The organism is Pigmentiphaga kullae (genome assembly GCF_004216695.1).
GTDB classification, from domain to species: Bacteria; Pseudomonadota; Gammaproteobacteria; order Burkholderiales; family Burkholderiaceae_B; genus Pigmentiphaga; species Pigmentiphaga kullae.
Window position 1 is genome coordinate 2808051 of record NZ_SGXC01000001.1, and the last position, 23304, is coordinate 2831354.

Here is a 23304-nt window from a genome sequence, read left to right on the forward strand (position 1 = left end):
CTGGGGAAAGTGATTGTTTCCAGGAGAGAGTCGTATGTCCGCAATCAGGACTTTAGCCAACCATGCCGCCGAGTATGTCCATTCATCCCTGGATGCCGAGGTCGTGCACCATGCCAAGCGGGCAGTCATAGATTGGTACGCCTCGCTGTTTCCCGGACTTGCCACTCCGCCGGTGCGGATGCTGGAGCGGGTGCTGGCGGACGACCTGGGCCGCGGTCGCGCCCGCATCGCGGGTGGACGAGCCGCGACGCCCAGGGCCGCGGCCCTGTACTTGGGCACTGCCGCGCATGCCGCCGAGATCGACGACAGTTTCCGCGATGCGATGTATCACCCCGGAGCGGCGACGATCGCCGCCGCGCATGCGGCATCGACTTCCGTTGGGGCAAGCGGGTTGGATTTTCTCCGTTCCGTCGTGCTGGGGTACGAGCTCTCCACTCGTATCGGCGTGATCCTGGGGCGGGACCACTACAAGTATTGGCACAGTACCGGTACGGTCGGCGGCTTTGGCGCGGCAGGCGCAGCGGGTTCGGCCTTCAAACTCGACGCGGACCGGTTTTCGCACGCGTTGGCCACCGTTGGAACATTCGCCGCCGGCCTTCAGCAGGCGTTTCGTTCCGACTCGATGTCCAAGCCGTTTCACGCGGGGCGCGCGGCTGAAGCGGGGCTCTTCGCGGCACAACTGGCGGCCGAGGGCGTTACCGGAAGCGAAAGCATTCTTGACGGCGACGCGGGCATCGGGGTTGCGATGAGCGCAAACCCCGACTGGAGCGCAATCGGCCAGTCGCTGGGCAGGGAGTTCCACATTACCCGCCTGACATTCAAGAACCATATCGGATGCGGGCACACCTTTGCCGCGATCGACGCCGCGCTGGCATTGCGCGAGCGCTTCCAACGGCAAGCCGAGGAGATCGTTTCGGTAAGCGTGTCGACGTACCGTCCGGCTGTGGACATCGCGTGCTACATGAATCCCTCGACCGAGAATGAAGCGAAGTTCAGCTTGCGGTTCGTCGTCGCTACCGCGCTGGTGCACGGCAGCGTCCGCCTCGCCGCCTACGATCCGGCGCGCTTGCGCGACCCGCAGGTCAGAGCGCTGATGGAGAAGATCGAGGTGCACGTCGACGACGAGCTTGACAGGAACTTCCCAGGCAAGCGCTCCGCGCGCGTCCGGCTCACGACATCGCAAGGAACGGTCATCGAGCACTATCAGGCGGATAGAAAGGGAGATCCCGAGTGCCCGCTATCGGATTCGGAGCTTTCCGAAAAATTCATCGAATTGGCGAGCCCGGCCTTGGGAGACCGCGGAGCCAGGACCCTGCTTGAGGAATTGTGGTCGCTGGAGAATCGCGAAGCCGCGCCCCGGATCGGATAGGCGGACATTCCGAAGGAATGTTCGCAACCCCTCGACCGCTCGGTTCCCACCGGGCAGGTCCCCATTATCAAGGAGACAGAAAAGTGAACCGTTTACGTGCCCACAGTCCGATTCGCCGCCAAGTGCTGCAATGGCTGCCCACGGCTGCCTGGCTTGCCGCCCCGGGCTGGGCGCAGGCCGGGGCAGTCGGCGAACTGCCTCGTCCCGCTCTTCCCAGTTATCGCTTCGTCGTCGGGTTCGGCGCGGGGGGCATTCCCGATGCCGCGGCTCGTCTCATCGCCGCCTCGCTCTCCGAGCGCTGGGGGCTGACCGCCGTGGTCGAGAACAAGACCGGGGTGGGCGGCACGCTGGCGGCGCGGGCCGTGCTGGCCGCGCCGGCCGATGGCGGCACGCTCCTGAGCGTATCGCCCGCCCATGCCACGGCCCCGGCCGTCTTCAGCAACGTGGGCTACGACACGCTGCGCGACTTCGCTCCCGTTACGTTGATTGGCGACGGGCCCGCGCTGATCGTGGCGCCGCACAACCTGCCGGCAAGGAGCCTGGCCGAGATGGTGGCGCAGGGCAGGTCCCGGCCCGGCTCGCTAAGCTACTCGTCGGCGGGCGTCGGGAGCAGTTCGCACTTCGCCGCCGCCCTGTTCTGCCAACAGGCAGGTATCGACGCGGTAAACATCCCGTACAAGAGCGTCGGCGAGGCGATTGCTGAGGTCGTTGCGGGTCGCGTGCAGTTTCACATTGCCCCCTATGTTTCCGCGGCCGGCCTGGTGAAGGACGGCAGGGTGAGGGCGCTCGCCGTGACGGGTTCCCGCCGCGTTTCCGACATGCCCGACGTGCCGACCGCCGCCGAAGCCGGTGTGCCTGGCTACGAATGGAGCTTCTGGTACGGGCTGTTGGTGTCCGCGCGTACGCCTGCCGCCGTGGTGACGCAGTTGAACAAGGACATGACCGGGATACTTGGGCTGCCGAAAGTGCGGCAACAGCTCGAGGCCATGGGCGTGACGGTGGCGGCTGGTGGGCCGAACGAGTTCCGAAGCCTGCTGGAAGCCGAGGTGGCGAAGTACGCGCGTATCGCCAAGGCGGCCAACATAGTTCCGCAGTGACCTGGTATCGACGAAGCCAGTCCCGAATAAGTGTCAGTCGTTTTTCGTATTGGCGTCCAATTTGCGCCGAGCGTAAGGTTCCCAGTCAGCGTTCCCATAAAACGACTAGACAACGGAGCCTTCATGAGTGTCGAACTGGCGTGTTTTCCTCGATTGATCCCGCAGGTCTGTCTAAGCTTCTGCATCGGCGTGGCAACTCCCTCCTATGCACAGCAGAGCTCCGAGTTTCCGATCAGGGCCGTGCATTGGGTCGTCCCGTGGGGGCCGGGCAGCACGACCGACCTGCTTGCCCGGTTGCTTGCGGCCGACTTGCCCCAGGCGCTGAGAACGCCGGTCATCGTCGAGAACAAGTCCGGCGCGGACGGGAATATCGGTGCGTCCTATGTCGCTTCGAGCAAGCCGGATGGCTACACGCTCATGCTCGGTACTGCCAGCACGAACGCCGTCAATGTCGTCTTGAACCAGAACCTGAAGTATGACCCGCAGCGAGATTTTCGCGCCGTGGCCATGATAGGGGACATACCCAACGTCCTGGTGGTCAGCCAAAAGACTGGGGCGAAAAGCTTGAAGGAGTTCATTGAAGGCTCTCGAGGCAGGACGAGGAGCTTCGCTTCGACGGGCGTGGGCGGAACTGTCCATCTCTCGGGCGAACTATTCAAGTCCGTGACGAAGCTGGACCTTGTCCATGTTCCCTACCGAGATGGATCGACATTGCTGTCGGACTTGCTGACCGGCCGCGTCGACATGATGTTCTGCAACATTCCACTATGTTTCAAGCACATCGAGGCGGGAAGTCTGATTCCGCTCGGGGTGACCTCCGCCAGGCGTGTTCCCGTGCTGCCCAACGTCCCGACCATCGCGGAGCAAGGCTTTCCGGGGTTCGATGTGGTCGGGTGGTATGGGGTCTTTGCGCCAAAAGGTGTGCCGGACAGCGTGGCTGAGGTGCTGAGTCGCGGATTCGACCAGACCCTCCGGTCTCCAAAGGTCAGGAGCGCGCTTGCCGACATAGGCGTGACACCCCGTCATCAGACGGCGCGTGAAATCGACAACTTTGTCGCGACGGAACGGGTCAGGTGGGCCAGGCTGATAGCCGAGGAAGGGATCAAATGATCGAGCCATCGATGGCCGGGGAATCCAGAGCCGAGGATGAGGTGTGTTTCTGGTCGTTGAGCCGGCTGCTGGAGGCCTTCCAGCATGGGGAGCTTTCAAGAGCGGAGGCGGTTCAGGCTTGCCAGGCGCAGGCGGCGATGCATGATGAACGTCTGGGCGCTTTCATCGCGACGTACTGGGAGTCCGCGCGGAGGGCTGCGAACCGGCTGTCCGGCGATCCGAAAGGTGTCCTGGAGGGCGTCCCATTCTCGCTGAAAGACAATATTGATGTCCAGGGGCTGCCCACGACTTGTCATTCCATGTCGCGCCGGGATGCAATCGCCAGCGACAACAGCGACGTTGCAGATTCCTTGCGCAACGCGGGCGCAATCCTGGTTGGGAAGAACAGTCTGCACGAGCTTGCAACGGGTGGACCTTCGCTGGATCTTCCCTGGCCGCCGGCACGGAATCCCTGGAACTCCGATCTGCATCCTGGTGGATCCTCCAGCGGATCGGGAGTGGCCGTCGCGAGCGGCATGGCCTACTTTTCCCTGGGTACGGATACGGGCGGCTCGGTGCGCCATCCGGCGAGCGCCTGCGGAGTCTACGGATTCAAGCCGTCGTACGGGGCGGTCTCGACCAGGGGTATCGTCCCGCTATCGAAAAGTTGCGATCATGTGGGGGTGCTGACGCGGTCGGCAGTGGATCTTCCTCACCTCATGCGGGCCATTTCCACGTCGTCTGTTCAAGCGCACGCCTATCGCATCCCGGCGGCAGGTTCGACGATGAATGGCTTGCGAGGCCTGGTGGTCGGCGTCATCGATGAGTTCTCGGACGACCCCGGAGGCGTCGATCCGGCATTCGCCACGGCGCTGGAGGCTCTCATCCGAGGCCTGGCTTCCGAAGGAGCCGCTATCAGGAAAGTGACGGTTCCGCCGCTTGGTCGGTTCATCGCTTGTTCGAAAAGCATCGTTTATGGTGAAGCGTATGCCTATCACGGCCTTGAAATTGACCTGCACCCATCGATGTTTGGGCAGAGAACGCGTGACCGTATCGGTCAGGGACGGAGCTTGGCGGCCAGTGATTACATTCTTGCGAAGCAAGAGCAAGATGAACTGAGGAGCAGTTTGTCGGAAGCGCTTGACGAAGTCGACGTTGCTGTTTCTCTGTCCAGCTTTGGTTTCCCATGCCGAATCGACGATCCGGTTGCGATCCGCGCGTCGTACGACCGCCAGGCGCGAGTCCCTTTCAGTCTGACCGGACTGCCCTCCGCGAGCATTCCCGTTGGCGTGAACGGTACTGGATTGCCGATAGGCCTGTCCGTCTCGGCAGGGTTGGGACGGGATGTGGGGTTGGTTGCCGCCCTGATTGCGATTGAACACGCGGGACTGTCCGGCTATAGAGTCCCGTTGACCGTGAGGTCGTCACAGGGCAAAGGAAGTAGTTCCATCTAGTGGAAGTGATGTGTTGTCCCTCTCCAGCGTCGGGCATATTCTCGACGCAAGGCTGCGCCTGATGTGCGCACCGCCACAGTAGCCCGTCAAGAGGCTCGCGATTCGAGAAACAGCCATTCGGAGACTCCCGTGTTCAACCTTGCACGCGCTGCGTCCGCGCAGCGTTCAACCCCTTTCGGATTCAAGCCTCTAGCCCGTCTGACGCTTGTCGGCGTGCTTGCCGTGGGAGCATTGCCAGCCAGCGCCCTGGACGCCTATCCATCGCGTCCAATCAGGGTGCTGGTCGGCTTTCCCGCTGGCGGCACCAATGACGTGGTGACCAGACTGGTCACGAACGCGATCGAAAAGAAGACCGGTTGGCACTTCGTTGTCGAGAATCGCACGGGCGCGGGAAGCAACGTGGCCATGGAAGCTCTTGCGGCCGCGGCGCCGGATGGCTATACGATTCTGGTCAATACCCCGGGTGTGGTCATCAATCCCAGTCTTTACAGCAAGGTCCGATACCAATGGGATAAGTTCGAACCCATCGGCCTGATCGGCGAGGCGCCTCTGGTGTTGCTTGCCAATCCCAAGCTTCCGGTCCACGACATCGCCGGGTTGCAGGCGCACGCGAAGACGCAGCCCGACACGCTCAAGTTCGCAAGTTCGGGGAACGGCAGTTCATCGCACCTGGCCATGGATCTGCTTCGCTCCATGAGCAATCTGAATTATCTGCACGTGCCCTATCGGGGCAGTGGGCAGGCGATGGCCGACACGATGGCCGGCTTGACCGATTTGACCATGCAACCGATTACCAACGGTCTGGAGCCGATTCGCTCCGGGCGGTTGAAGGCGCTGGCCCAGACGGGGCAGAGCCGTGCCGCCGTGCTGCGCGATGTTCCCACGATGGCGGAGAGCGGCGTGCGCAACTATGCGGTGTCGACCTGGTATGTGGCGCTTGCCCCGGAAAAGACGCCCAAGGTCGTGACCAGCAGATTGCAGGCGGCCCTGGACAATGCGCTGCGGACTCCCGAGTTGCAGGCCCAGCTTGAACAAGTCGGCGTCCAGGCGCTGTTCGGAGGGAGCGCGGAGGCGTCCAGGCTGATGCATCAGGAATACGCGAAATGGTCCAAGCTCATTTCCGCGATCGGCACGCGCGTGGACTGATCGCCGCGCCATTCTTCATCTTTTCAGAATTCCGCAATGGTCACTAGTTTCCAGGGTCAAAGGCCGTATTCCGGCCGTGTGATGTCGCACAACATGAAGTTGCTCTCTCATCATGAGCTCGAGGGCTTCGGTGGTCTGGGCGAGGGTATTGCCATCCAGTTGGCGGACGACGGGAGACGGATACTGTGGATGGCTCACGAAGCCGCTCCGAAGGATTTCTCGGGCGTGGACGTCAGCGATCCGCGAAACCCGCGCTTGATCGTTCAGACGGAATTGCCGCATATGAAGGTGCGCGCGAATTCGCTCGACGTCGTCGGCAATCTGATGGTGGTGGCGCGTCAGGTCAAGGAAGCCGGCCTGAAGCCCGCGGGTTTCGACGTGTTCGACATCAGCAAGCCGGAGGCTCCCCGCCTGCTTTCGCATTTCGATTGTTCGGGACCGTGGTCCCGTGGCGTGCATGCGGTATGGTTCGTTGATGGCAAGACCGTGCACATGGCTTCGGGGGCGCCCGACTTCCAGCCTCGCAATCCGAAGGACGATCAGTTCTATCGGATCGTGGACGTGTCCGATCCGACGAAGCCCCGGGAAGTCGGCCGATGGTGGTACCCGGGGACCCGGGAAGGCGACGACGCGCCCTCGCCGGGGAGATTGCCCGCGCTTTTTGACAACGGATTCCGCGCGCACAACACCAATGTCTTTCCGCAGCGTCCGGACCGTGCATACGTCGGGTATATCGACGGCGGCGCAATTGTGTTGGATATTTCCGATCTGTCGGATATTCGTTTGGTATCGCATTGGAACCACTCGCCGCCGTTCAATGGCTTCACGCATACCGTGCTGCCGTTGTTCGACCGCGATCTGTGGGTCGTCACCGACGAGGCGGTGAAGAACGACGCGACGGACTGGCCGAAGCTGGTGTGGATGGTAGACGCGCGCCTGGAGAGCAATCCAGTTCCCATCTCGACCTTTCCCGCACCGCCTTACGAGACGTTCGCCAAACGAGGCGGCTTCTCGGGAGCCCACAATCTGCACGAGAATCTGCCGCTTCCGTGCTCATTCCAGTCGCAGACGCATCTTGTCGGTACCTTTTTCAACGCCGGGGTCAGGGTCTACGATGCCACCAACCCCTACCAGGTGGAGGAAGTCGCGTATTTCGTTCCGGCGACGCCGCCTCTGGCGCCCAGGGGCGCGATCCAGCTCAATGATGTATATGTGGACGAACGGCGGGTGATCTACACGGTTGACCGCTACAACGGCGGCCTTTACATCCTGGAAGCGAATTTCTGATCCCATGGCGACGACCGATCACGATCCGCTGGCGGGAAAAATCCCCATCACCTTGATCACCGGCTCGCTCGGGGCAGGCAAGACTACGCTGGTCCGGCATCTTCTTTCGCATCCGGACACGGGGAGAGCGGCGGTCGTCATCAACGAGATAGGGGAAATAGGTATCGACGACGATCTGGTCCGCGCGTCGTCCGAGAGCGTGAGTTTGATGGCCAATGGCTGCCTTTGTTGCGCCGTGCGCACCGATTTGCAGGAGACGCTTCGAGAATTGATCGGAGACCGGCGCGCAGGGGCGATTCCGGATTTCGATCGCGTGATCGTGGAGACGACGGGATTGGCCGATCCGGGGCCCGTGATACAGACGCTCATCACCGACTCCATGTTGAACGCGCGCTATCGCCTCGATGGTGTGGTGACGCTGGTCGATGCGGTCAATGCATTCGACCAGCTCGCTTCGTCGCCCGAAACCGAGCGTCAGATTGCCCTTGCCGACAGGATCTTCATCACGAAGAAGGATCTCTCCGATCCGGCTTCCTTGGCCAGTTTGACGCCAATGATCCGCGCGATCAACGCACAAGCCCGAATTCGCTTCTGCAACATGGGGCAGATTCATCCCTCCGATCTGACCGGCATCGGCCTGGACAGCGCTCGGGTGGGCGAGCGTCCGCAGCAATTCCTGCGAGATCTTGGCTTCGATCCGGAGCGGGATGCCGAAGCCGAGGCCGAGGCCCCTTATCTTGGCCATCGCTTGGTCGGCCGGCACGATCCCCTTGTCAAGACGTTGTCTGTCCGCTTCGAGCAACCGTTCTCCTGGCCCGCCTTTTCCGCGGCGATGGAAATGCTCATTGGCCTGCGCGGGAAGGATCTGCTCCGGGTCAAGGGAATCGTCAACGTCGAAGGTAGCCCGGTCGTGGTTCAGGGGGTCGGTCACATATTCCACGACCCTGTCACGCTGGACCGCTGGCCGGGCGCGGATACCACGTCGCGTATCGTTTTCATCGCGCGGGGCATGGATATCGGATCTCTCAGGGGCGTCTTCGAGGCCGCCCGAAATCTGGGTTTCGGCCACGCCTTCTGATCGGGCGCGGATGGATTGAGAGTATTACTTCCAATGGAAATCATGAGCAAACTCGAGCGGGCAGGAGCCCCCACCATCCACTACGCCATCGATGGCGAACGGGGGCCTTGGCTGATCCTTTCGCATTCGCTTGGCTGTGACGTTTCGATGTGGGATCCGCAGATGCCGGCATTGACTCAATGCTATAGGGTGCTGCGATACGACACCCGCGGGCATGGAGCCAGCATGGCGGGGCAGGCGCCGTACACACTGGACCAGTTGGCCGACGATGCCGCCGATCTCATGGATCACCTGGGTATCGGAAAGGCCGCCTGGATCGGATTTTCGATGGGGGGAATGATCGGCCAGACATTCGCGCTCAAGTACCCGGAGCGCGTGCAGGCGCTTGTATTGGCGGATACCACGAGCCAACACGACGCCACGCCGCAAGCGGTCTGGGACGAGCGTATCCGCGTCGCTCGCGAGCAAGGCGTACAAGCTCTCGTGCAACCCGCGATCGGACGCTGGTTCACCCAGCGCTTCCGCGACGACAATCCTGGCGTCGTGGCCGAGGTGGCGGCGACGATCGGTGCTACTTCGGTTGAGGGTTGGACTGGCTGCTGCGCAGCCATTGCGACCGTGCATACGACGGAGTTGCTTCCCCGGATTCAATGTCCCGTGCTCGTGATCGTCGGGGAGCACGATATCGGTACACCGCTTGCCGCTTCGCTTGAAATGCACAGGAACCTTCCGAGTTCGACGCTTGTCGTGATCGCGGATGCCGCGCACATGACCTGCATAGAGCAGCCCGGACGATTCAACCGCGCCTTGCGCATGTTTCTCGACGCATGCGCATCTCGGTAGCCGCGGCCGGATTAGCGACGCAAGGCGTGCCGGGGGTATTGCAAGGTCAGCCGGTGCCCGTCATGCTGTCTCTCTTGAAGGCCATTCGTGGCGACAGAGGAAACGGATATGCCGCGGCAGTCGATCGAGCGGACCGGAACACAGAGCATCGGCCGGGCCGCGGCAATGTTGAGAGTGGTGGCCGAGCACAACTCGGCGGGGCTCAGGCTGGTGGAGTTGTCGGAACTGTTGTCGCTCGAGCGGCCGACGGTGCATCGTATTGCCAGGTCCCTGGTTGCGGAGGGACTGCTTTTTCAGGATGAGTCGCGCCGCTATCATCTCGGCCACGGAGCAGTCGCTCTGGGGTTGGCGGCATCGAAGACCTTCAACCTGCGTGAGATCACCCAGCCTATCCTTGAACGGATGGCGAGGGAAACAGGCGATACGTTCTACCTGAATCAGCGTATCGGTTCGGAGGCGGTGTGCCTTATCCGGACCGACGGCGCGTGTCCGATCAAGATTTATTCGGTTGGCGTAGGGGACCGCCGTCCCTTGGGGGTCGGGGCGGGCGGCCTGGCCATTCTCAGCGCGATGGGCGAAGCCGAACGGGAGTCCCTGCTCCTGTCGGTCCAATCGCAGCTCGGCAACTACAAAGGGCTGACGCTGAGTACCCTGCGCAGGTTCATCCGGAGGACACATGCCTTGGGCTATGCCTTGCACGATGTGCATGGCTTTGCAGGCATCCAGGCAATAGGCGTGGCGATCATCAGTCCGCGCTCCGGGCCCGTTGCCGCAGTCAGCGTGGCTTCCGTGGCAAGCTGTCTAACCATCAAGAGGACCCAGGAGCTCGTGGACCTTTTGCGTGAAAGCGCCAGGCAGATCGAACGCTTGACCGAGAACTACTATTGGTAGCGGCCAAGGGTTGACTGCCGCCAACCCTGTTTCAGAGCGAATCCCCGGTTCCCAGGATGACGGTCGTTCCAGCGGAATAGACAACGCCGTTGCCGTGCACGAGCGCCGTCTGACAGTCCTCGACCTGGGCCGGGCCGCGCTCTCCGCGCAACTGCCGTACCGCTTCGATCAATAGAAAGATGCCATACATTCCGGGATGGCAGTAAGACAGGCCTCCGCCATTGGTGTTGATCTTGAGGGAGCTGTCCGTTCCTGTCGCTTGATCGACGAAGCATGGACCGCCTTCGCCTTTCGGGCAGAATCCCAGATCCTCCAGGAACATGATCGGGTTGATGGTAAAGGCGTCGTAAAGACCGAGTACGCCGATGTCGGACGGACCGAGGCCGGCCATTTCGAAGGCCTTCGGGCCGGAGAACGCGGCGGGCGTTACGGTCACATCCGGCATGCTCGAAATGGAGTGGTGGCTGAGGCACTCGCCCGAACCCAGGACGAAGACGGGGGGCTTGGCCAATGTGCGGGCTCTGGCGGCGGATGTGACGATCAATGCGCCTCCTCCGTCCGTGACCAGGCATATGTCGCGGACGGTGAATGGATGGCTGACCATCTTCGCGTTCAATACGTCCTCTATCGTCAGCGGCTCCCTATGCCAGGCCTGCGGGTTCAACCCCGCCCAGCGGCGCGCCTCGACCGCGACCGCGGCGAGCTGCTCGCGCGTGGTCCCATAAAGGTGCATGTGGCGCGATGCCGACAGCGCGTAGGCGCTCGACGGAAGAAAGGGGCGATAGGGCGTCTCGTAGGGATTGCTTTCTCTGGGGCTGGCCTGGGCCCTGCCTACGGAGCGCTGAGTGCTTCCATAGGCAATCAGCGCCACGTTGCAAAGACCCGCCTCGATCGCGGCCTGAGCGCGTATCAGATGCGATTGGAACGAGGTTCCGCCGATGTGCGTTCCATCCTGGTATCGAGGCCGGATGCCGAGATATTCGCGCAGTTGGAGCGTGGGGTTGCGCATCTGGCTGGCTGCGCCGAACAGGCCGTCGATATCCCCGAGCTTCAACCCACAGTCGGCCAAGGCCCGGACCGTGGCCTGAGCCATCAGATCCGCCGGACTCATTCCTTCCGCGACCTTTCCAAGATCGGATTCGGCGGCGCCGACAATCGCAATGCTGCCCCGTTGCAAGGCGCTCATCGGACTTCCTCCAGTGGAAAGAAGACGGGAAGCGGCGCGGCGTGGCCGTCGATCTGCAGCATCCTGACCTTGACTCTCATGCCTATCTGCACGGCCAGAGGAGGAACGCCGTCGACCCGGCTCATCATGCGGAAACCTTCGTCCAGGTCGATGAGCGCCACGTTGTGAGATGCCTGTCCATCGCGGAAAACGACAGTCGATGCGTAGACCGTTCCCCGCCCGCCGCTGATTCTCCATTCGAGATCCGAGCCTGTCTCAGGGCCGGCGACCCTCGGGTAGAAAACCGGCTTTCCTGTGACTGTGCACACCTGGTAGGGAAGTTCGCCGTCCTTGCAGTGCCGGACGAATGTCGCGTAGGGAGACTCATCGAGTCGTGCCGCCGTGGGCAGCGAGGCGCCGTTCATTGCCACGAGTGCGTATCTGCCGAAAAATCGGCCTTGTGTCTGCTGGCCGTTGTCGAGGGTGACGCCGCTTTCAGGGCGGAAGCTCGAGCGGATTTTTCTCATGTGTTCGAGTGTCGTCAGGTTTGTCGGGGTCAATCGGGCCGAATGCCCGCTGCATGGATCATCGAACGCCATTTCCCTATCTCGGTGATCAGGTAGCGAGAGGCTTCGTCGCGTGAATTTCCGATGGCTGTCAAGCCGTTCTCGCGCAGCGTCTTCTGAACATTGGGTTGCTGCAGGACTTGACGGCCAGCCTCGTTGATTTTTTCCACGATCTCGGCGGGCGTACCGGCGGGGGCGAAAAGCGCGTACCAGGTTCCGATGTCCGGCACGTCGATGCCTGTTTCACGCAAGGTTGGAACATCGGGTAGAACTGGCGAGCGTTCGGATGTCGTGACCGCCAGGGCGACCAGGGAGCCGTCCTTGATGTAGGGAAGAACGGGAATGGGGCTGACGCAGTAGAAGTGGACCCGGCCGCTGAGCAGATCCGTCGTCGGCTGGGACGCTCCTTTGTAAGGGACGTGCAGCATGGAGATGCCCGTCGCGTGCTTGATGCTTTCGACGGTGAGGTGTCCGGGGGCGCCGTTTCCCGAGGATGCGTACGAAAATTTGTTCGGATTTTCCCTGGCGGCCCTGACGAGCGATCGCATGTCCTTGATGCCCTGCGCCGCGGAGGTGACGCATACCAGGGGCGACGTTGCCAGGACGACCGCGGGGGTCAGGCTTTTTACCGAATCGTAGGGCAGCTTGCTCAGCAGGCTTGCGTTGATGGCGTGCGTCACGCCGCCTAGAAGAAGCGTGGAGCCGTTCGGCGCGGCACGCACGACGTAGTCCGTGCCGATGACTTGTCCCGCGCCCGGTCGATTGTCCACATAGAACGTCTGCTTGAATACCTCTCCCAGACCCTGCGCAATGACGCGGCCGAGCGTGTCGTTCGCGCCGCCTGCGGCATAGGGAACGACGATCCTCACCGCTTCGCTGGGATAGGTAGACGCATGGACATCAGGAATGACGACGGAGAGCGTGGCTAAGCAGGCCGCGAGCCGGAGGGTTGACTGCGCATGTTTACTCCAAGTGTCTATCGTCTGTTTCATGGTTGTCGTCTCCACGTATTGATCGAACGGGCCTGGCCGCCAGCCGTCGTATGCGAGAGGCGATTCTGATCGAACAAGCTCATCCAAAAGTTCCACAATGTGGCCTGTCGGGGAATTCATTACTGGGGAAAACCAGGACTCGTTTTCGGTGTGAAAGAGCGTCCACATTGTGGATAACGAACGCACTGTTGCGTCTATAGAATTCATTCCGCTGCGCGAATTGGCCGAGCGTTGTGCTCCAGGGCGCGAGAGGGGAATACATGAATCAAGAAGTAGACGCAGCGCTGGCGTCGCTGACCCGGGCGGTTGCCGACATCTCCTACGGAAGTCTCTCCCACTCCACCGTTCAAGCTTGTATATCCAGAATCGTGGATGTCCTGGGGTGCGCAATGGCTGCCTGGCCAGAACCCATCTGCGGGGCAGCCAGGGCTCTGGCCAGACGGGCGCTTCCGGCCGAAGGCGGCGCCAGGATACTCGGAACCCGCGACCATGCCTTGGCCGAACTGGCAGCCTTCGCCAACTGCATGGCCGCCAGATACATGGATGGCAACGATACGTATCTCGGGGGCGGCGGACATCCAAGCGACGTGGTGCCGGCGGTGCTTGCCGTCGCGGACGCCGAGCGCCGCACGGGACGCGAGGCGATTGCCGCCGTGGTGGCCGCCTATGAGGCCTATGAGACCATTTTTCAGCTGACTCAGACTCGGGAGACCGGTTGGGACCATACGCTCTATACGGCTGTCGGCAGCGCCGCCGGCGCCGCGAAGTTGCTGGGGCTCGACAGGCAGAGCACCGCGCAGGCTCTGTCCATTGCGATGACGGCGAATCACGGGATGATCGTGACCCGCCGCGGGGAACTGTCGTCGTGGAAGGGGAGCGCCGCGCCTTATGCCGCCCGGGACGGGGTGTTCTGCGCCTATCTGGCGCGGGCGGGTTTCGAAGGGCCGGCACGGCCGTTCTCGGGAGCCGCCGGTATGCAGGATCACTTCGGCGTCCGGGACTGGCCTCGCGGTGAGCGCGGCGAGGGTGCAGGCCACGCCGTGGAGCGTTCCCATCTCAAGCCCTATCTGTGCTACTACCACGCGCAGACCGCCATCGAACTGGCCACGCGGCTCGCGGCGAACGTCCGTCACGATGAAATCGAGAAGGTCGTCGTCCACGTCTACGAGGCCAAGGGCCTTTCCGAACGGGATCCCGGGAAATGGCGGCCGGCCACGCGAGCATCGGCCGATCACAGCATTCCCTACATCGTTTCGGCCGTTCTGGTCGATGGCGTTTTCACCGACGCGGCGTTTGATCGGGAACGGCTGGTCGACACGCGCATTCATGCCGTGGCCGACAAACTGGAGCTTCGCGCAGATCCTGCGTTTTCCCTGGGGTTTCCGGAAACGTCCCCTTGCCGCATCGAGATCGTTACGAGGGACGGACGGACCTTGGCCGAGGAAGCGCGGTATCCCCGTGGCCACCTGCTGAATCCGCTGGCCCCGGATGAGATCCATGCCAAGTTTCTATCGCTGGCTACCCGGACCTTGCCGGAGCGACAGGCCCGAGAAGCGTTGGGGTTGCTGCTCGGTATCGACCAGTTGCCGTCCGTCGACACCATTTTCGATGCGCTGGTGGTGGAAGAGCCCGCGATACGTCCGCTGTCCGAGGAGACGCCATGAATTGGGAATTCGAGCGTTTGTACGGTCCCTGCGAGATCCCGCTTACCGAAGGACCGGTCTGGGACGGCGGGAAGCTGCTGTTCACGCACATCCGAGCAGGCCTCATCCTGAAGTACGAACCGGGAACGGGGAGCGTGGACATCTGGAGGTCGGGAACCAACCAGATCAATGGTCTGGCTTATGACACGAACGGCGCGCTTTTCGGCTGTTGTTCCGGGGGCCGCTCCATTGTGAAGCTGGCCGCAGACGGGAGCGCGCAGACTGATGTGATTACTTCCCTCGATGGGCGGCGCCTCAATACGCCCAATGATCTCGCCATTGCCAGGGATGGGACCATCTGGTTCTCTGATCCCTGGAATCCAGCAGGGAATCTGCCTGATGGGGAGGTGGAGGAGCTTGGCCATATGTCGGTGCTCAGTGCCCGACCTCACGAGGATGGAATCTACCAGGTTCGCAGGGCTACGTTCGATACGACCAAACCGAACGGCGTGCTGCTGTCGGCCGACGAGCGGACCTTGTACGTCGCGGAGAGTCATTTCGAGCGTGGGCGCGTCCGAGAGCTGAGGGCATATCCGATTCTGGCGTCCGGGGCGCTGGGCGACTACGAGACGCTGTTTACCTGGGGCGAAGACGACCGCGGCGTCCATCGGGGCATAGACGGAATGTGCCTGGACGAAGACGGGAACATTCTTGCCTGCGCGGGGTGGGCGCAGGCGGGGAGCGGTCCGATGATCTATGTCTTTTCACCCGAGGGGCGTGTTCTCGAGACGCATCGGGTTCCCGCTCAGATGCCGACGAATCTTTGTTTCGGCGGAGAAGACATGTGCACCTTGTTCGTGACCTCGATGCAGGGGCATCTATTCAAGGTCCGAACGAACCGGCGGGGTAGGTTGCCGCATGCATAACGACCAGCGGCCATAGAGATGGTGGGGTGCGCTGCCGAGCATCCCCGGAAACAAGCCATGAAGCAGGAGCGAGGCATGTTGCAAAGACGAGCACCGCTGGATGTCTTACGTCTGTACCCAGCGCACGATTACACGTTGTATGGTGCATTGAAGAGCCGGGAGTCCCGCCGCCAGGCGGAGCTTTTCCTGGAGTTTGAAGGAGTCGTGCATTCCCATGCCGGATTCCTGCGAACCGTCGACAGGCTCGCCCGTGGCTTGTTCGAGCGGGGGGTGCGAGATGGCGACCGGGTGGCGATCGTGGCCCGCAATCATGCGGCCCACGTCTTGCTGCTTTTTGCGTTGACCAGGATCAACGCAACGCTCGTTCCGTTGAACCCGGAGGCCGGCTTGGAAAGCCTGCGCTACATGCTGGAAAAAAGCCGGGTTTCGGGGGCATTCGTCACCGCGGAAACCCTGCCGGCGGTGTCGGATGCCGTCCGTGGTCTTCAGGCCTGCCCATGGCTGGTCCGTATCGACGGGGCGGACGACGGCGGAGCGATGTGGCAGGCGCTCATGTCGGCGCGCGGGAACGGCGAGCTGCCCGTTCCCAGGTCGGATGCGACCTGCCTGATCATTTTTACTTCCGGAACCACGGGTTTTCCAAAAGGCGTCATGCATAGCCAGCGGAACTTCCTGCTTGCCGGCGAGGCGAACGTGGCGCGCTTGTGGCTGCAGCCCGAGGACAGAGTGCTGACCATTCTTCCGTTGTTTCATACCAATGCGCTGTTCTATTCATTGACGGGTGCGCTGGCGGCGGGCGCTGGCGTGCTGCTGCAGTCCAGGTTCTCGGCATCCCGTTTCTGGGATGTCGCGGCGGAATCCAGGGCGACGACAGTCAACGTCATCGAATCGGTGGGCCGCATCCTGCGAGCCCGCCCTCGCCACGAGTTTCGCGGGGATCACGTACTCGAGTCCGTGTACGGCGCGCGTGCCGACGTGCAGGAGTGCTTTCGCGTCGAGTTTGGCATTTCGCGGCTGGTGAGCGGGTTCGGCATGACGGAGATTCCGGGCGTCTGCTGCACGCCGTGGGTGGGACCCGATAAGACCGGATCCATGGGGCTGCTTGGCGAGCATCCCGATCCTGACGTGAAATGGGCAACGGCGCGTATCGTCGACGAACAGGGAAACGATGTTCCCGACGGTGTTCCAGGCGAGTTCTGGGTGAAGCATCCGGCGGTGATGCAGGGCTACTTCGACGAACCCGGGCAGACGCGCGAATCGTTCGAAGGGGAGTGGTTCAAGACGGGAGATCTCGTCAAGAGAGATATCGACGGCTACTACTGGTTCGTGGGCCGCCGGAAGGATGTCATTCGCCGCAGAGGAGAGAACATCTCGGGGCAGGAGATCGACCGGGTGCTTGCTTCCCATCCCCTGGTCTACGAGGCGGCGGCGATTGCCGCGCCGTCGGAATGGGGAGAGGACGAGATTCTCGTATGCGTGGCCAAACGGCAAGGCGCCGAAGTCTCGGCATGGGATGTGCTGGACTGGTGCAGAGAGCGGCTTCCCGCGTTCAAGGTGCCGCGCTATATCTGGATGACCGACGAGCTTCCCTACACTCCCACGCACAAGGTCGCGAAGCAGAAGCTGCGGGAGGATCTTGCCCGGATCATGGCGGCGGCCGTGGACGTCGAACGGGATGCTCCTGCTTCGTCCGCGCCGGAGCAAACTTCGGGCGCCGGCCCGGTAGTCGTCGTCGGGAGCGGCATGGCCGGTATCGCAGCCGCGCTGGAGGCCCGCACATCCGGGGCGCAGGTCGTGCTTTTCGAGAAGTTCGAGCCAGCCGTCGCGGGGGGCAACACGCGTGTCTGTGGCGGCGCCTTTCTTGCGCCGTCCGGGCAGGGCGCCGATGCGGAAAAGGCGTTCGTGGAGTCCCTGGCCGAGTGCACGCATGGCGAGGGCAACGTTCAGCTTTTCGAAGTGCTTGCACGGCATGCGCTGCCATCTATTCGCTGGATCCAGGATCTCGGCGCCGAGTTCCTGCCCGCGTACCCGTGTTCTCCGCCCTATCGCTGCAGTGTGCATCCCTTGGCGCCGGGGCAGTTCGTTGGCATGCCAGCGCTGGTCTCCAGGTTGCACGCGGCCCTGGAAGCCGCCGGCGTGTCGGTGCGGTTCCAGACCGAGGTGTTGGAGATCATCGTGGACGATGGCGGCGCGGTCCGTGGGGTGGAGATCAGGGATGCCCAGGGGAAAAAACGACGCGAAAAGGCGAGCGCGGTCATCCTGGCGGGGGGCGGTTACGCGGGCAACAAGGCGTGGCTGAAGCAGTGGGTGGGGGAAGGGGCTGACGCCCTGATGGTGAGAGGCGTTGATACGGCTCAAGGAGAAGCGATCGACCTGGCTGCTCGCGCCGGTGCGAGCGTGGCTCGCATGGAAGGGCTCGCCTCCCTGCATGTGGCCGCCGTTTGTCCGGAGCTTCCTGGAGGCGGTAACCCGTCCAGGGCCATTCCCTATGCGATTGCGGTCAATGCCAGGGGCGAGCGCTATGTGGACGAGTCAAAAGGCTATGTCGCGAACGGGAAGGCCGCCTTGCGGCAGCCGCAACAGCGGGTCTCGGTCATCGTGGACAGCGCGATGCTGGAGCTGCCCGGCGTCGAGACCGCATTGAAGACCTATGGGAACATGGGGCTGCCAGTGGCGCGCGCCGACACCGTCGATGAGCTGGCCGTGCAGATAGGCGTGCAGCCCGCCGGACTCAAGGCGACTATTCAGCAGTTCAATGCCGCGATCGATGGCACGGCCGCCATGTCGGCGGAGCCGCCCAAGACTGCGTGGGCGTGGCCCATCGCACACCCGCCGTTCTTCGCCTTCTCGCCTTTGCAGCCCGCGATCACCCTTACGTTCGGGGGGGTGGAAATCGATGTGTCCGCACGGGTGCGGAACAGGGACGGATCGTGCATCCAGGGCTTGTATGCGGCGGGCGAGATGGCCGGATGTCTGTTCCGCCATGACTACCTGGGAGGAGCCTCGTTGACCAACTGCCTGGTCATGGGCCGCATCGCCGGCAGAGAGGCTGCGAGCTACGCCGCGCGTTTGAACAGCAGTATCGGCCAATGGGCAAGGAAACCATGACCACGACGAAAGAGAAGACCATGCCGCAGCTGACACAGCAGCTCGCCACGTTCATTGCATCGAAGAAGCCGGACGACCTGCCACCTCGTGTCATCGAGCGATCCAAGAAGATTCTTACGGATACTTCGGGTGTCATGCTCGCGGGGCTGGGCAGCGACTTGTGCGCGCCATTGTGGGCCTATGCCGAATCGGCCCGCTCGGCCGACGGCGTCGTCGTTCCAGGAACCGCCAGGCGCTATGGCGGCGAAATGGCGGCGTTCGTCTGCGGAACGTTGGCCGCCGCGCTCGACTTCGATGATGTCGTCGCTATCATGCCCGGTCATCCGAGTGCGATCATTCTGGGCGCGGCGATTTGCGAGATGCAGCGGAGTCGTGTCACCGGACTGGACCTGGTGGCCGCGCATGCGGTCGGGATCGAGGTCGGAGGTCGTCTGGGGCAGGGCATCACCAAAGGCCACTATGACCGTGGGTTCCATGGAACCGGATCGCTGGGAGTTTTCTCGGGTGTGGCCACGGTCGCCAGCCTCCGGCGGCTGGACGAGGGGACGACGTGCGCGGCCCTGGGGATAGCTGCCTCGATGTCCAGCAGTATCCGGCGCAATTTCGGAACGATGACCAAGCCCGTGCACAGCGGATGGGCGGCAAGGAGTGCGATTGCCGCGGTCAACATGGCGGAGGCGGGGTTCTCCGCCGCATCCGATGCCTTGGAAGGGAGCGCGGGTTTTTTCGAAGCATATGGGACGCCGGAGTCGGACCCGTCGTCGGTCGCGGGGACCTTGGCGGCCCCCTGGATCATCGAAGAGCCGGGGGTGGGACTCAGAAAGTTCGCGTGCTACAACGCGCTTCAGCGGGGCATGTTCGCGGTCCTCGAGGTGCGAAGGCAGCTGGGTCTGGATGGGTCTTCGCTGCGCGGCCTCACATGCCGGATGCCTCCAGGGGGGATGCAAAGCGCGGTCTTCCCGGAACCCCTGACGGGACTGCAGGGAAAATTCAGCCTGGAGTACGTGTTGGCGGCCGGCGTGCTGGATGGCGGCTACTCGTTGGGTACCTTCAGCGACGAAGCCGTGGCGCGCCCCGGGATCAAGGCCTTGCTTGGGCGCATCAGGGCCTGGGAGGACGAGGCGTGCGCCGATCCCGATCCGTTGGCCGAGGGCGGGGAGCTTCCCGGCGGCAAGGGCGTCGTCGAGGTGGAGGCCGAAGACGTTTCAGGCAAGCGGGCCGTCCATCGCATCACGATTCATCCCGGGCATCCGTCGCGGGAACTCTCATGGGGCGATCTGCGCGAGAAGTTCCTTGACTGCACCGCGTACGGGGGGATCAGCCGGGAGGGGGCGGAAAGGTTGTTTGCCTTCCTTCGGCAACTGGAGCTGTCCGACGATATGGGGTCCTTCTGGAGGGACGTGCGCTAAGGCGCGCGTGATGCGCGCCTGCCGCTTTCAAGCCTCGGTGTTGTGAATGAAGTCCGGCGGCACGTCCGGCCCCCACTGATACAGACTGTCCTCGGGCGGAAAGTCCCCCGATGGCCATTCACGCCCGGCCGAGATGTAGTCGATGTCGGCCGAGAACTCGCAGTACGAGCCCCACGGGTCGCGCACGTAGTGGAAGAAGTTCGAGCCCAGCACGTGCCGGCCCGTTCCCCAACCGCGCGTGTAGCCCGCGGCGGCCATCTGCGCCGCCCCCTGGCCGACCTGGTCGATGCTGGCCACGTCCCAGGCCGCGTGATGCCAGCCGCGCGCCGAACTCCGCGCGAAGGCGACCAGATGATGATCGCAGCCGTGCGGCGCATGGGTGAAGGCGATGCCTTCGCCGGAACGGTCGGACAGCCGCAGGCCCAGCGTCTTTTCATAGAAAGCCAGCGCACGCGAGACGTCGGGCGTGAACAGCAGTACGTGGGACAGGCGGCGCGGGCGGACCTGCGCGACCTGGCTGCGGAAGCGGGCGCCGCGCGCGTCGGCTTGCACGTGGATATCGTCCAGCGGGCTCTTGGCGTCCGGCGTGATCTTGGGGCCGGCCTTGACCTGGATCAGGTTGCCGTCCATGTCGTGGAACCAGATGCCTTCGGCGGTGGCGCGCGGCGCGTCGGTGGCCGCCGCGACGCCGGCCTGGTCCAGGCGGGCGCGGATGGCCGCCAGGTCGTCGGCATAGCAGTTGAAGCTGAGGTAGGCCAGCGCCTTGCGCGGGCCCGCATGGATGCGCGCCGAGACGTGCCCGTCCCGCGCCCGCAGCGCCAGGCCATCGCCTTCGGCTTCGACCGCGAGGCCGAAGGCTTCGTGGAAATGGCGGGCCACGGCCAGGTCCGGTACCGTCAGCGCGTAATGGTCGATGGAATGCACCGCGGCTTGCCGGGTGCCCGCGCCATGCTGGGTCTGTATGCTCATGGGTCTCCTCCGTCGTGCGGCCGTGGCCGGACGTTCAGGCTTCGTCGGCGATCGGGTTGCGCAGGGTGGCGAAGCCGGTCACCGATATTTCGCAGACATCGCCGGCGCGCATCAGCAGCTTGGGCGTGCGGGCCCAGCCTATGCCGGCGGGCGTGCCGGTGACGATGACGTCGCTGGGTTCCAGCGTGATCGCCTCGCTGATGACGCTGATCAGCGTGGGGATGTCGAAGATCATGTCGTCGGTGCTGGCCGACTGGACCACTTCGCCGTTCAGGCGCGTTTCCAGGCGCAGGCCGCGCGCCGCGGGCGGCACTTCGCTGGCGGTGACCAGTTCCGGACCGAAGGCGCCGGTGGCGTCGAAGTTCTTGCCCACCGTCCATTGCGGGGACAGGAACTGGTATTCGCGCACCGAGCCGTCGTTGAACAGGGCATAGCCGGCAATGCAGTCGAGCGCGTCTTCCTTCCTGATGTGCCGGCCCCCGCGCTTGAGAATCACCGCCAGTTCGCCCTCGAAGTCCAGGGAGTCGGACACGCGCGGGCGGACGATGGGTTGGCCATGGCCGACCAGGCTGGTGTCGTAGCGGGGGAAGATGGTGGGGTAGGCGGGCTGCTCGTACTTGCTTTCCTTGGTGTGGTCGGCGTAGTTCAGGCCGATGCAGAAGATCTTGGCCGGATGCTCGACGACGGGCAGGTAGGCGACGTCGGCCTCGTCCACCAGTTTGCCGCCGCCGTGGGTGCCGGCGTAGGTTTCGAGGTCGGTGCCGGCGGCCAGCAGGGATTCGATCGATTCCTCGCCCAGGATCCGGATCTTGTTGCCCTCGCGGGTGCCGAGGTATTTATTGCCGTCGTGGAGGAAGCGGACGTAGCGCATCGGGGATTCCTGTCTCTGTTGTAGGGGCGTGCGGGAAGAATGAGCACGCCCTTGTGCCCGATGCAAGCGTAAAGGGGGAAAGCGATGGGGAAAAGATAGCGGGTTTTCTCCACCGATGCCTGCCAGGTATCGGTGGCCGTTGAGGGCCAGAATGCGCACGGGGCCTGCCGGCGCATCGTCGATGACGCCGGCAGGCCCCGTCAGGCAAGCGGGGAAGCGCGGCTTACAGCCCCCGTGCCTTCAGTTGCGCATCCAGGCGCGGATAGACCCGGCGCGCGTTCAGCTCGAACACCTTGCGCTTGTCTTCGGCCGGGATGTCCAGCGCGTCGATGTAGCGCTTGGTATCATCGAAGTAGAAACCCGTCTGCGGGTCGATGCCGCGCACCGCGCCCACCATTTCCGAGCCGAACAGGATGTTGTCGACGTCGATGACCTCGAACATCAGGTCGATGCCGGGCTGGTGGTAGACGCAGGTGTCGAAGTAGACGTTCTTCATCACGTGCTCGGCCAGCGGCGGGCGCTTGAGCATGTCGGCCAGTCCGCGGTAGCGGCCCCAGTGGTAGGGCACGGCGCCGCCGCCATGGGGGATGATGAAGCGCAGCGTCGGGAAGTCGCGGAACAGGTCGCCTTCGATGAACTGCATGAAGGCGATGGTGTCGGCGGCCAGGTAGTAGGCGCCGGTGGCGTGCATCGCGCAGTTGCACGAACCCGAGACGTGGATCATGGCCGGTACGTCCAGCTCGACCATCTTTTCGAAGAACGGGTACCACGAACGGTCGGTCAGCGGCGGGGCGCTGAAGCTGCCGCCCGAGGGATCGGGGTTGAGGTTGCAGCCGACGAAGCCCAGTTCGGTGACGCAGCGCTCGAGTTCGGCGATGGAGCTGGCGATGGAGACGCCGGGCGATTGCGGCAGCTGGCAGACGCCGATGAAGGTCTCGGGGTACAGGTCGACGACGCGCTTGATCAGGTCGTTCGAGCGGCGGGCCCAGACCTGGCTGACGTTCTCGTTGCCGACGTGGGGCTCCATGGCGGAGGCGCGCGGCGAGAAGATGGTCATGTCGGCGCCGCGTTCACGCAGGAGGCGCAGCTGGTTCTGCTCGATGGTCTCGCGGATCTGGTCGTCGGAGATATCGGGATAGGCGGGGTCGATGTCGCCGCCGGCCTTGAAGTTGGCCTTCTGCTGGTCGCGCCATTGGTTGTGGGCGGCAGGCGAGGTCGTGTAGTGACCGTGGCAATCGATGATCATGCTGCGCAATTCCTGTGTGACGAAGGATGGCGTCGGCCGGGGCCGCGGGGCCATCGATGGGGGAGAATCCGGGCAGCCCGGGGGCCGCATACGCAACGCACGATTGTAGCCGCTTGCCCTGGCGCGATACCCGCTGTTTTCCGCATTTCTGCTTT

At 63.3% G+C, this 23304-nt stretch carries 19 protein-coding genes; 13 read left to right on the forward strand and 6 right to left on the reverse strand.

The annotated features are described in order from the left end of the window. Window positions 1-34 precede the first annotated feature (34 nt). The 9 genes from EV675_RS13575 (at window position 35) to EV675_RS13615 (ending at window position 10254) form a co-directional block, all read left to right on the forward strand. Entirely contained in the window at window positions 35-1369 is a 1335-nt protein-coding gene (locus EV675_RS13575) for an MmgE/PrpD family protein (RefSeq protein ID WP_130357733.1), read from the forward strand. 83 nt (window positions 1370-1452) lie between these two features. Next, complete coding sequence (locus EV675_RS13580) at window positions 1453-2466, forward strand: tripartite tricarboxylate transporter substrate-binding protein (RefSeq protein ID WP_165404584.1); 1014 nt, start codon at window positions 1453-1455, stop codon at window positions 2464-2466. A gap of 123 nt (window positions 2467-2589) precedes the next feature. After that, a complete protein-coding gene (locus tag EV675_RS13585; RefSeq protein ID WP_130357735.1) occupies window positions 2590-3576 on the forward strand; it encodes a Bug family tripartite tricarboxylate transporter substrate binding protein in 987 nt (328 codons plus the stop codon). Continuing rightward, window positions 3573-5009, forward strand: a complete 1437-nt coding sequence (locus EV675_RS13590; protein WP_130357736.1) for an amidase — start codon at window positions 3573-3575, stop codon at window positions 5007-5009. Before EV675_RS13585 ends, EV675_RS13590 begins: the two co-directional genes overlap by 4 nt. Window positions 5010-5138: 129 nt before the next feature. Then, window positions 5139-6155 carry a Bug family tripartite tricarboxylate transporter substrate binding protein gene (locus tag EV675_RS13595; protein ID WP_165404585.1) on the forward strand — a complete coding sequence of 339 codons (1017 nt, stop codon included), beginning with the start codon at window positions 5139-5141 and terminating at the stop codon, window positions 6153-6155. 93 nt (window positions 6156-6248) lie between these two features. Then, window positions 6249-7442, forward strand: a complete 1194-nt coding sequence (locus tag EV675_RS13600) for an LVIVD repeat-containing protein (protein ID WP_130357738.1) — start codon at window positions 6249-6251, stop codon at window positions 7440-7442. A 4-nt stretch (window positions 7443-7446) separates the two neighbouring features. Beyond that, a complete protein-coding gene (locus tag EV675_RS13605) occupies window positions 7447-8520 on the forward strand; it encodes a CobW family GTP-binding protein (protein ID WP_130357739.1) in 1074 nt (357 codons plus the stop codon). Between the two features lie 42 nt (window positions 8521-8562). Next, complete coding sequence (gene pcaD, locus EV675_RS13610; protein ID WP_130357740.1) at window positions 8563-9363, forward strand: 3-oxoadipate enol-lactonase; 801 nt, start codon at window positions 8563-8565, stop codon at window positions 9361-9363. Window positions 9364-9471: 108 nt separating this feature from the next. Then, a complete protein-coding gene (locus EV675_RS13615) occupies window positions 9472-10254 on the forward strand; it encodes an IclR family transcriptional regulator (protein WP_130357741.1) in 783 nt (260 codons plus the stop codon). 31 nt (window positions 10255-10285) lie between these two features. Here EV675_RS13615 and EV675_RS13620 read toward each other — a convergent pair whose 3' ends face one another. From EV675_RS13620 to EV675_RS13630, 3 genes are read right to left on the reverse strand one after another with little or no spacing between them, the layout of a single operon-like run. Next, entirely contained in the window at window positions 10286-11440 is a 1155-nt protein-coding gene (locus EV675_RS13620) for an acetyl-CoA acetyltransferase (RefSeq protein ID WP_130357742.1), read from the reverse strand. Further along, entirely contained in the window at window positions 11437-12018 is a 582-nt protein-coding gene (locus EV675_RS13625) for a Zn-ribbon domain-containing OB-fold protein (RefSeq protein WP_242621405.1), read from the reverse strand. The genes EV675_RS13620 and EV675_RS13625 overlap by 4 nt, the downstream gene beginning before the upstream one ends. After that, window positions 11976-12977 carry a Bug family tripartite tricarboxylate transporter substrate binding protein gene (locus EV675_RS13630; protein ID WP_165404586.1) on the reverse strand — a complete coding sequence of 334 codons (1002 nt, stop codon included), beginning with the start codon at window positions 12975-12977 and terminating at the stop codon, window positions 11976-11978. The genes EV675_RS13625 and EV675_RS13630 overlap by 43 nt, the downstream gene beginning before the upstream one ends. 260 nt (window positions 12978-13237) lie before the next feature. Here EV675_RS13630 and EV675_RS13635 point away from each other — a divergent pair, with 260 nt between their 5' ends. The 4 genes from EV675_RS13635 to EV675_RS13650 are packed head-to-tail and all read left to right on the forward strand — an operon-like array spanning window position 13238 to window position 20063. Then, window positions 13238-14641 (forward strand): MmgE/PrpD family protein, encoded by a 1404-nt coding sequence (locus EV675_RS13635; protein ID WP_130357744.1) that lies wholly within the window; start codon window positions 13238-13240, stop codon window positions 14639-14641. Beyond that, window positions 14638-15546: an SMP-30/gluconolactonase/LRE family protein gene (locus EV675_RS13640; RefSeq protein WP_130357745.1), complete on the forward strand. Its 909-nt coding sequence runs from the start codon at window positions 14638-14640 to the stop codon at window positions 15544-15546. The genes EV675_RS13635 and EV675_RS13640 overlap by 4 nt, the downstream gene beginning before the upstream one ends. 57 nt (window positions 15547-15603) lie before the next feature. Then, window positions 15604-18654, forward strand: coding sequence for an FAD-dependent oxidoreductase (locus EV675_RS29715; RefSeq protein WP_165404587.1), 3051 nt, complete (start codon window positions 15604-15606; stop codon window positions 18652-18654). Further along, window positions 18651-20063 (forward strand): MmgE/PrpD family protein, encoded by a 1413-nt coding sequence (locus EV675_RS13650; RefSeq protein WP_165404588.1) that lies wholly within the window; start codon window positions 18651-18653, stop codon window positions 20061-20063. Before EV675_RS29715 ends, EV675_RS13650 begins: the two co-directional genes overlap by 4 nt. Window positions 20064-20090: 27 nt before the next feature. Here EV675_RS13650 and EV675_RS13655 read toward each other — a convergent pair whose 3' ends face one another. The 3 genes from EV675_RS13655 to EV675_RS13665 all read right to left on the reverse strand — a co-directional run bounded on the left by EV675_RS13655 (window position 20091) and on the right by EV675_RS13665 (window position 23149). Beyond that, window positions 20091-21032: a VOC family protein gene (locus EV675_RS13655; RefSeq protein WP_130357747.1), complete on the reverse strand. Its 942-nt coding sequence runs from the start codon at window positions 21030-21032 to the stop codon at window positions 20091-20093. A 34-nt stretch (window positions 21033-21066) separates the two neighbouring features. Next, entirely contained in the window at window positions 21067-21903 is an 837-nt protein-coding gene (locus tag EV675_RS13660; protein ID WP_130357748.1) for a fumarylacetoacetate hydrolase family protein, read from the reverse strand. 223 nt (window positions 21904-22126) lie between these two features. After that, the gene (locus tag EV675_RS13665; protein WP_130357749.1) at window positions 22127-23149 is read right to left on the reverse strand and encodes an amidohydrolase family protein; all 1023 of its coding nucleotides are present in this window, start codon (window positions 23147-23149) and stop codon (window positions 22127-22129) included. Between the last annotated feature and the right edge of the window lie 155 nt (window positions 23150-23304).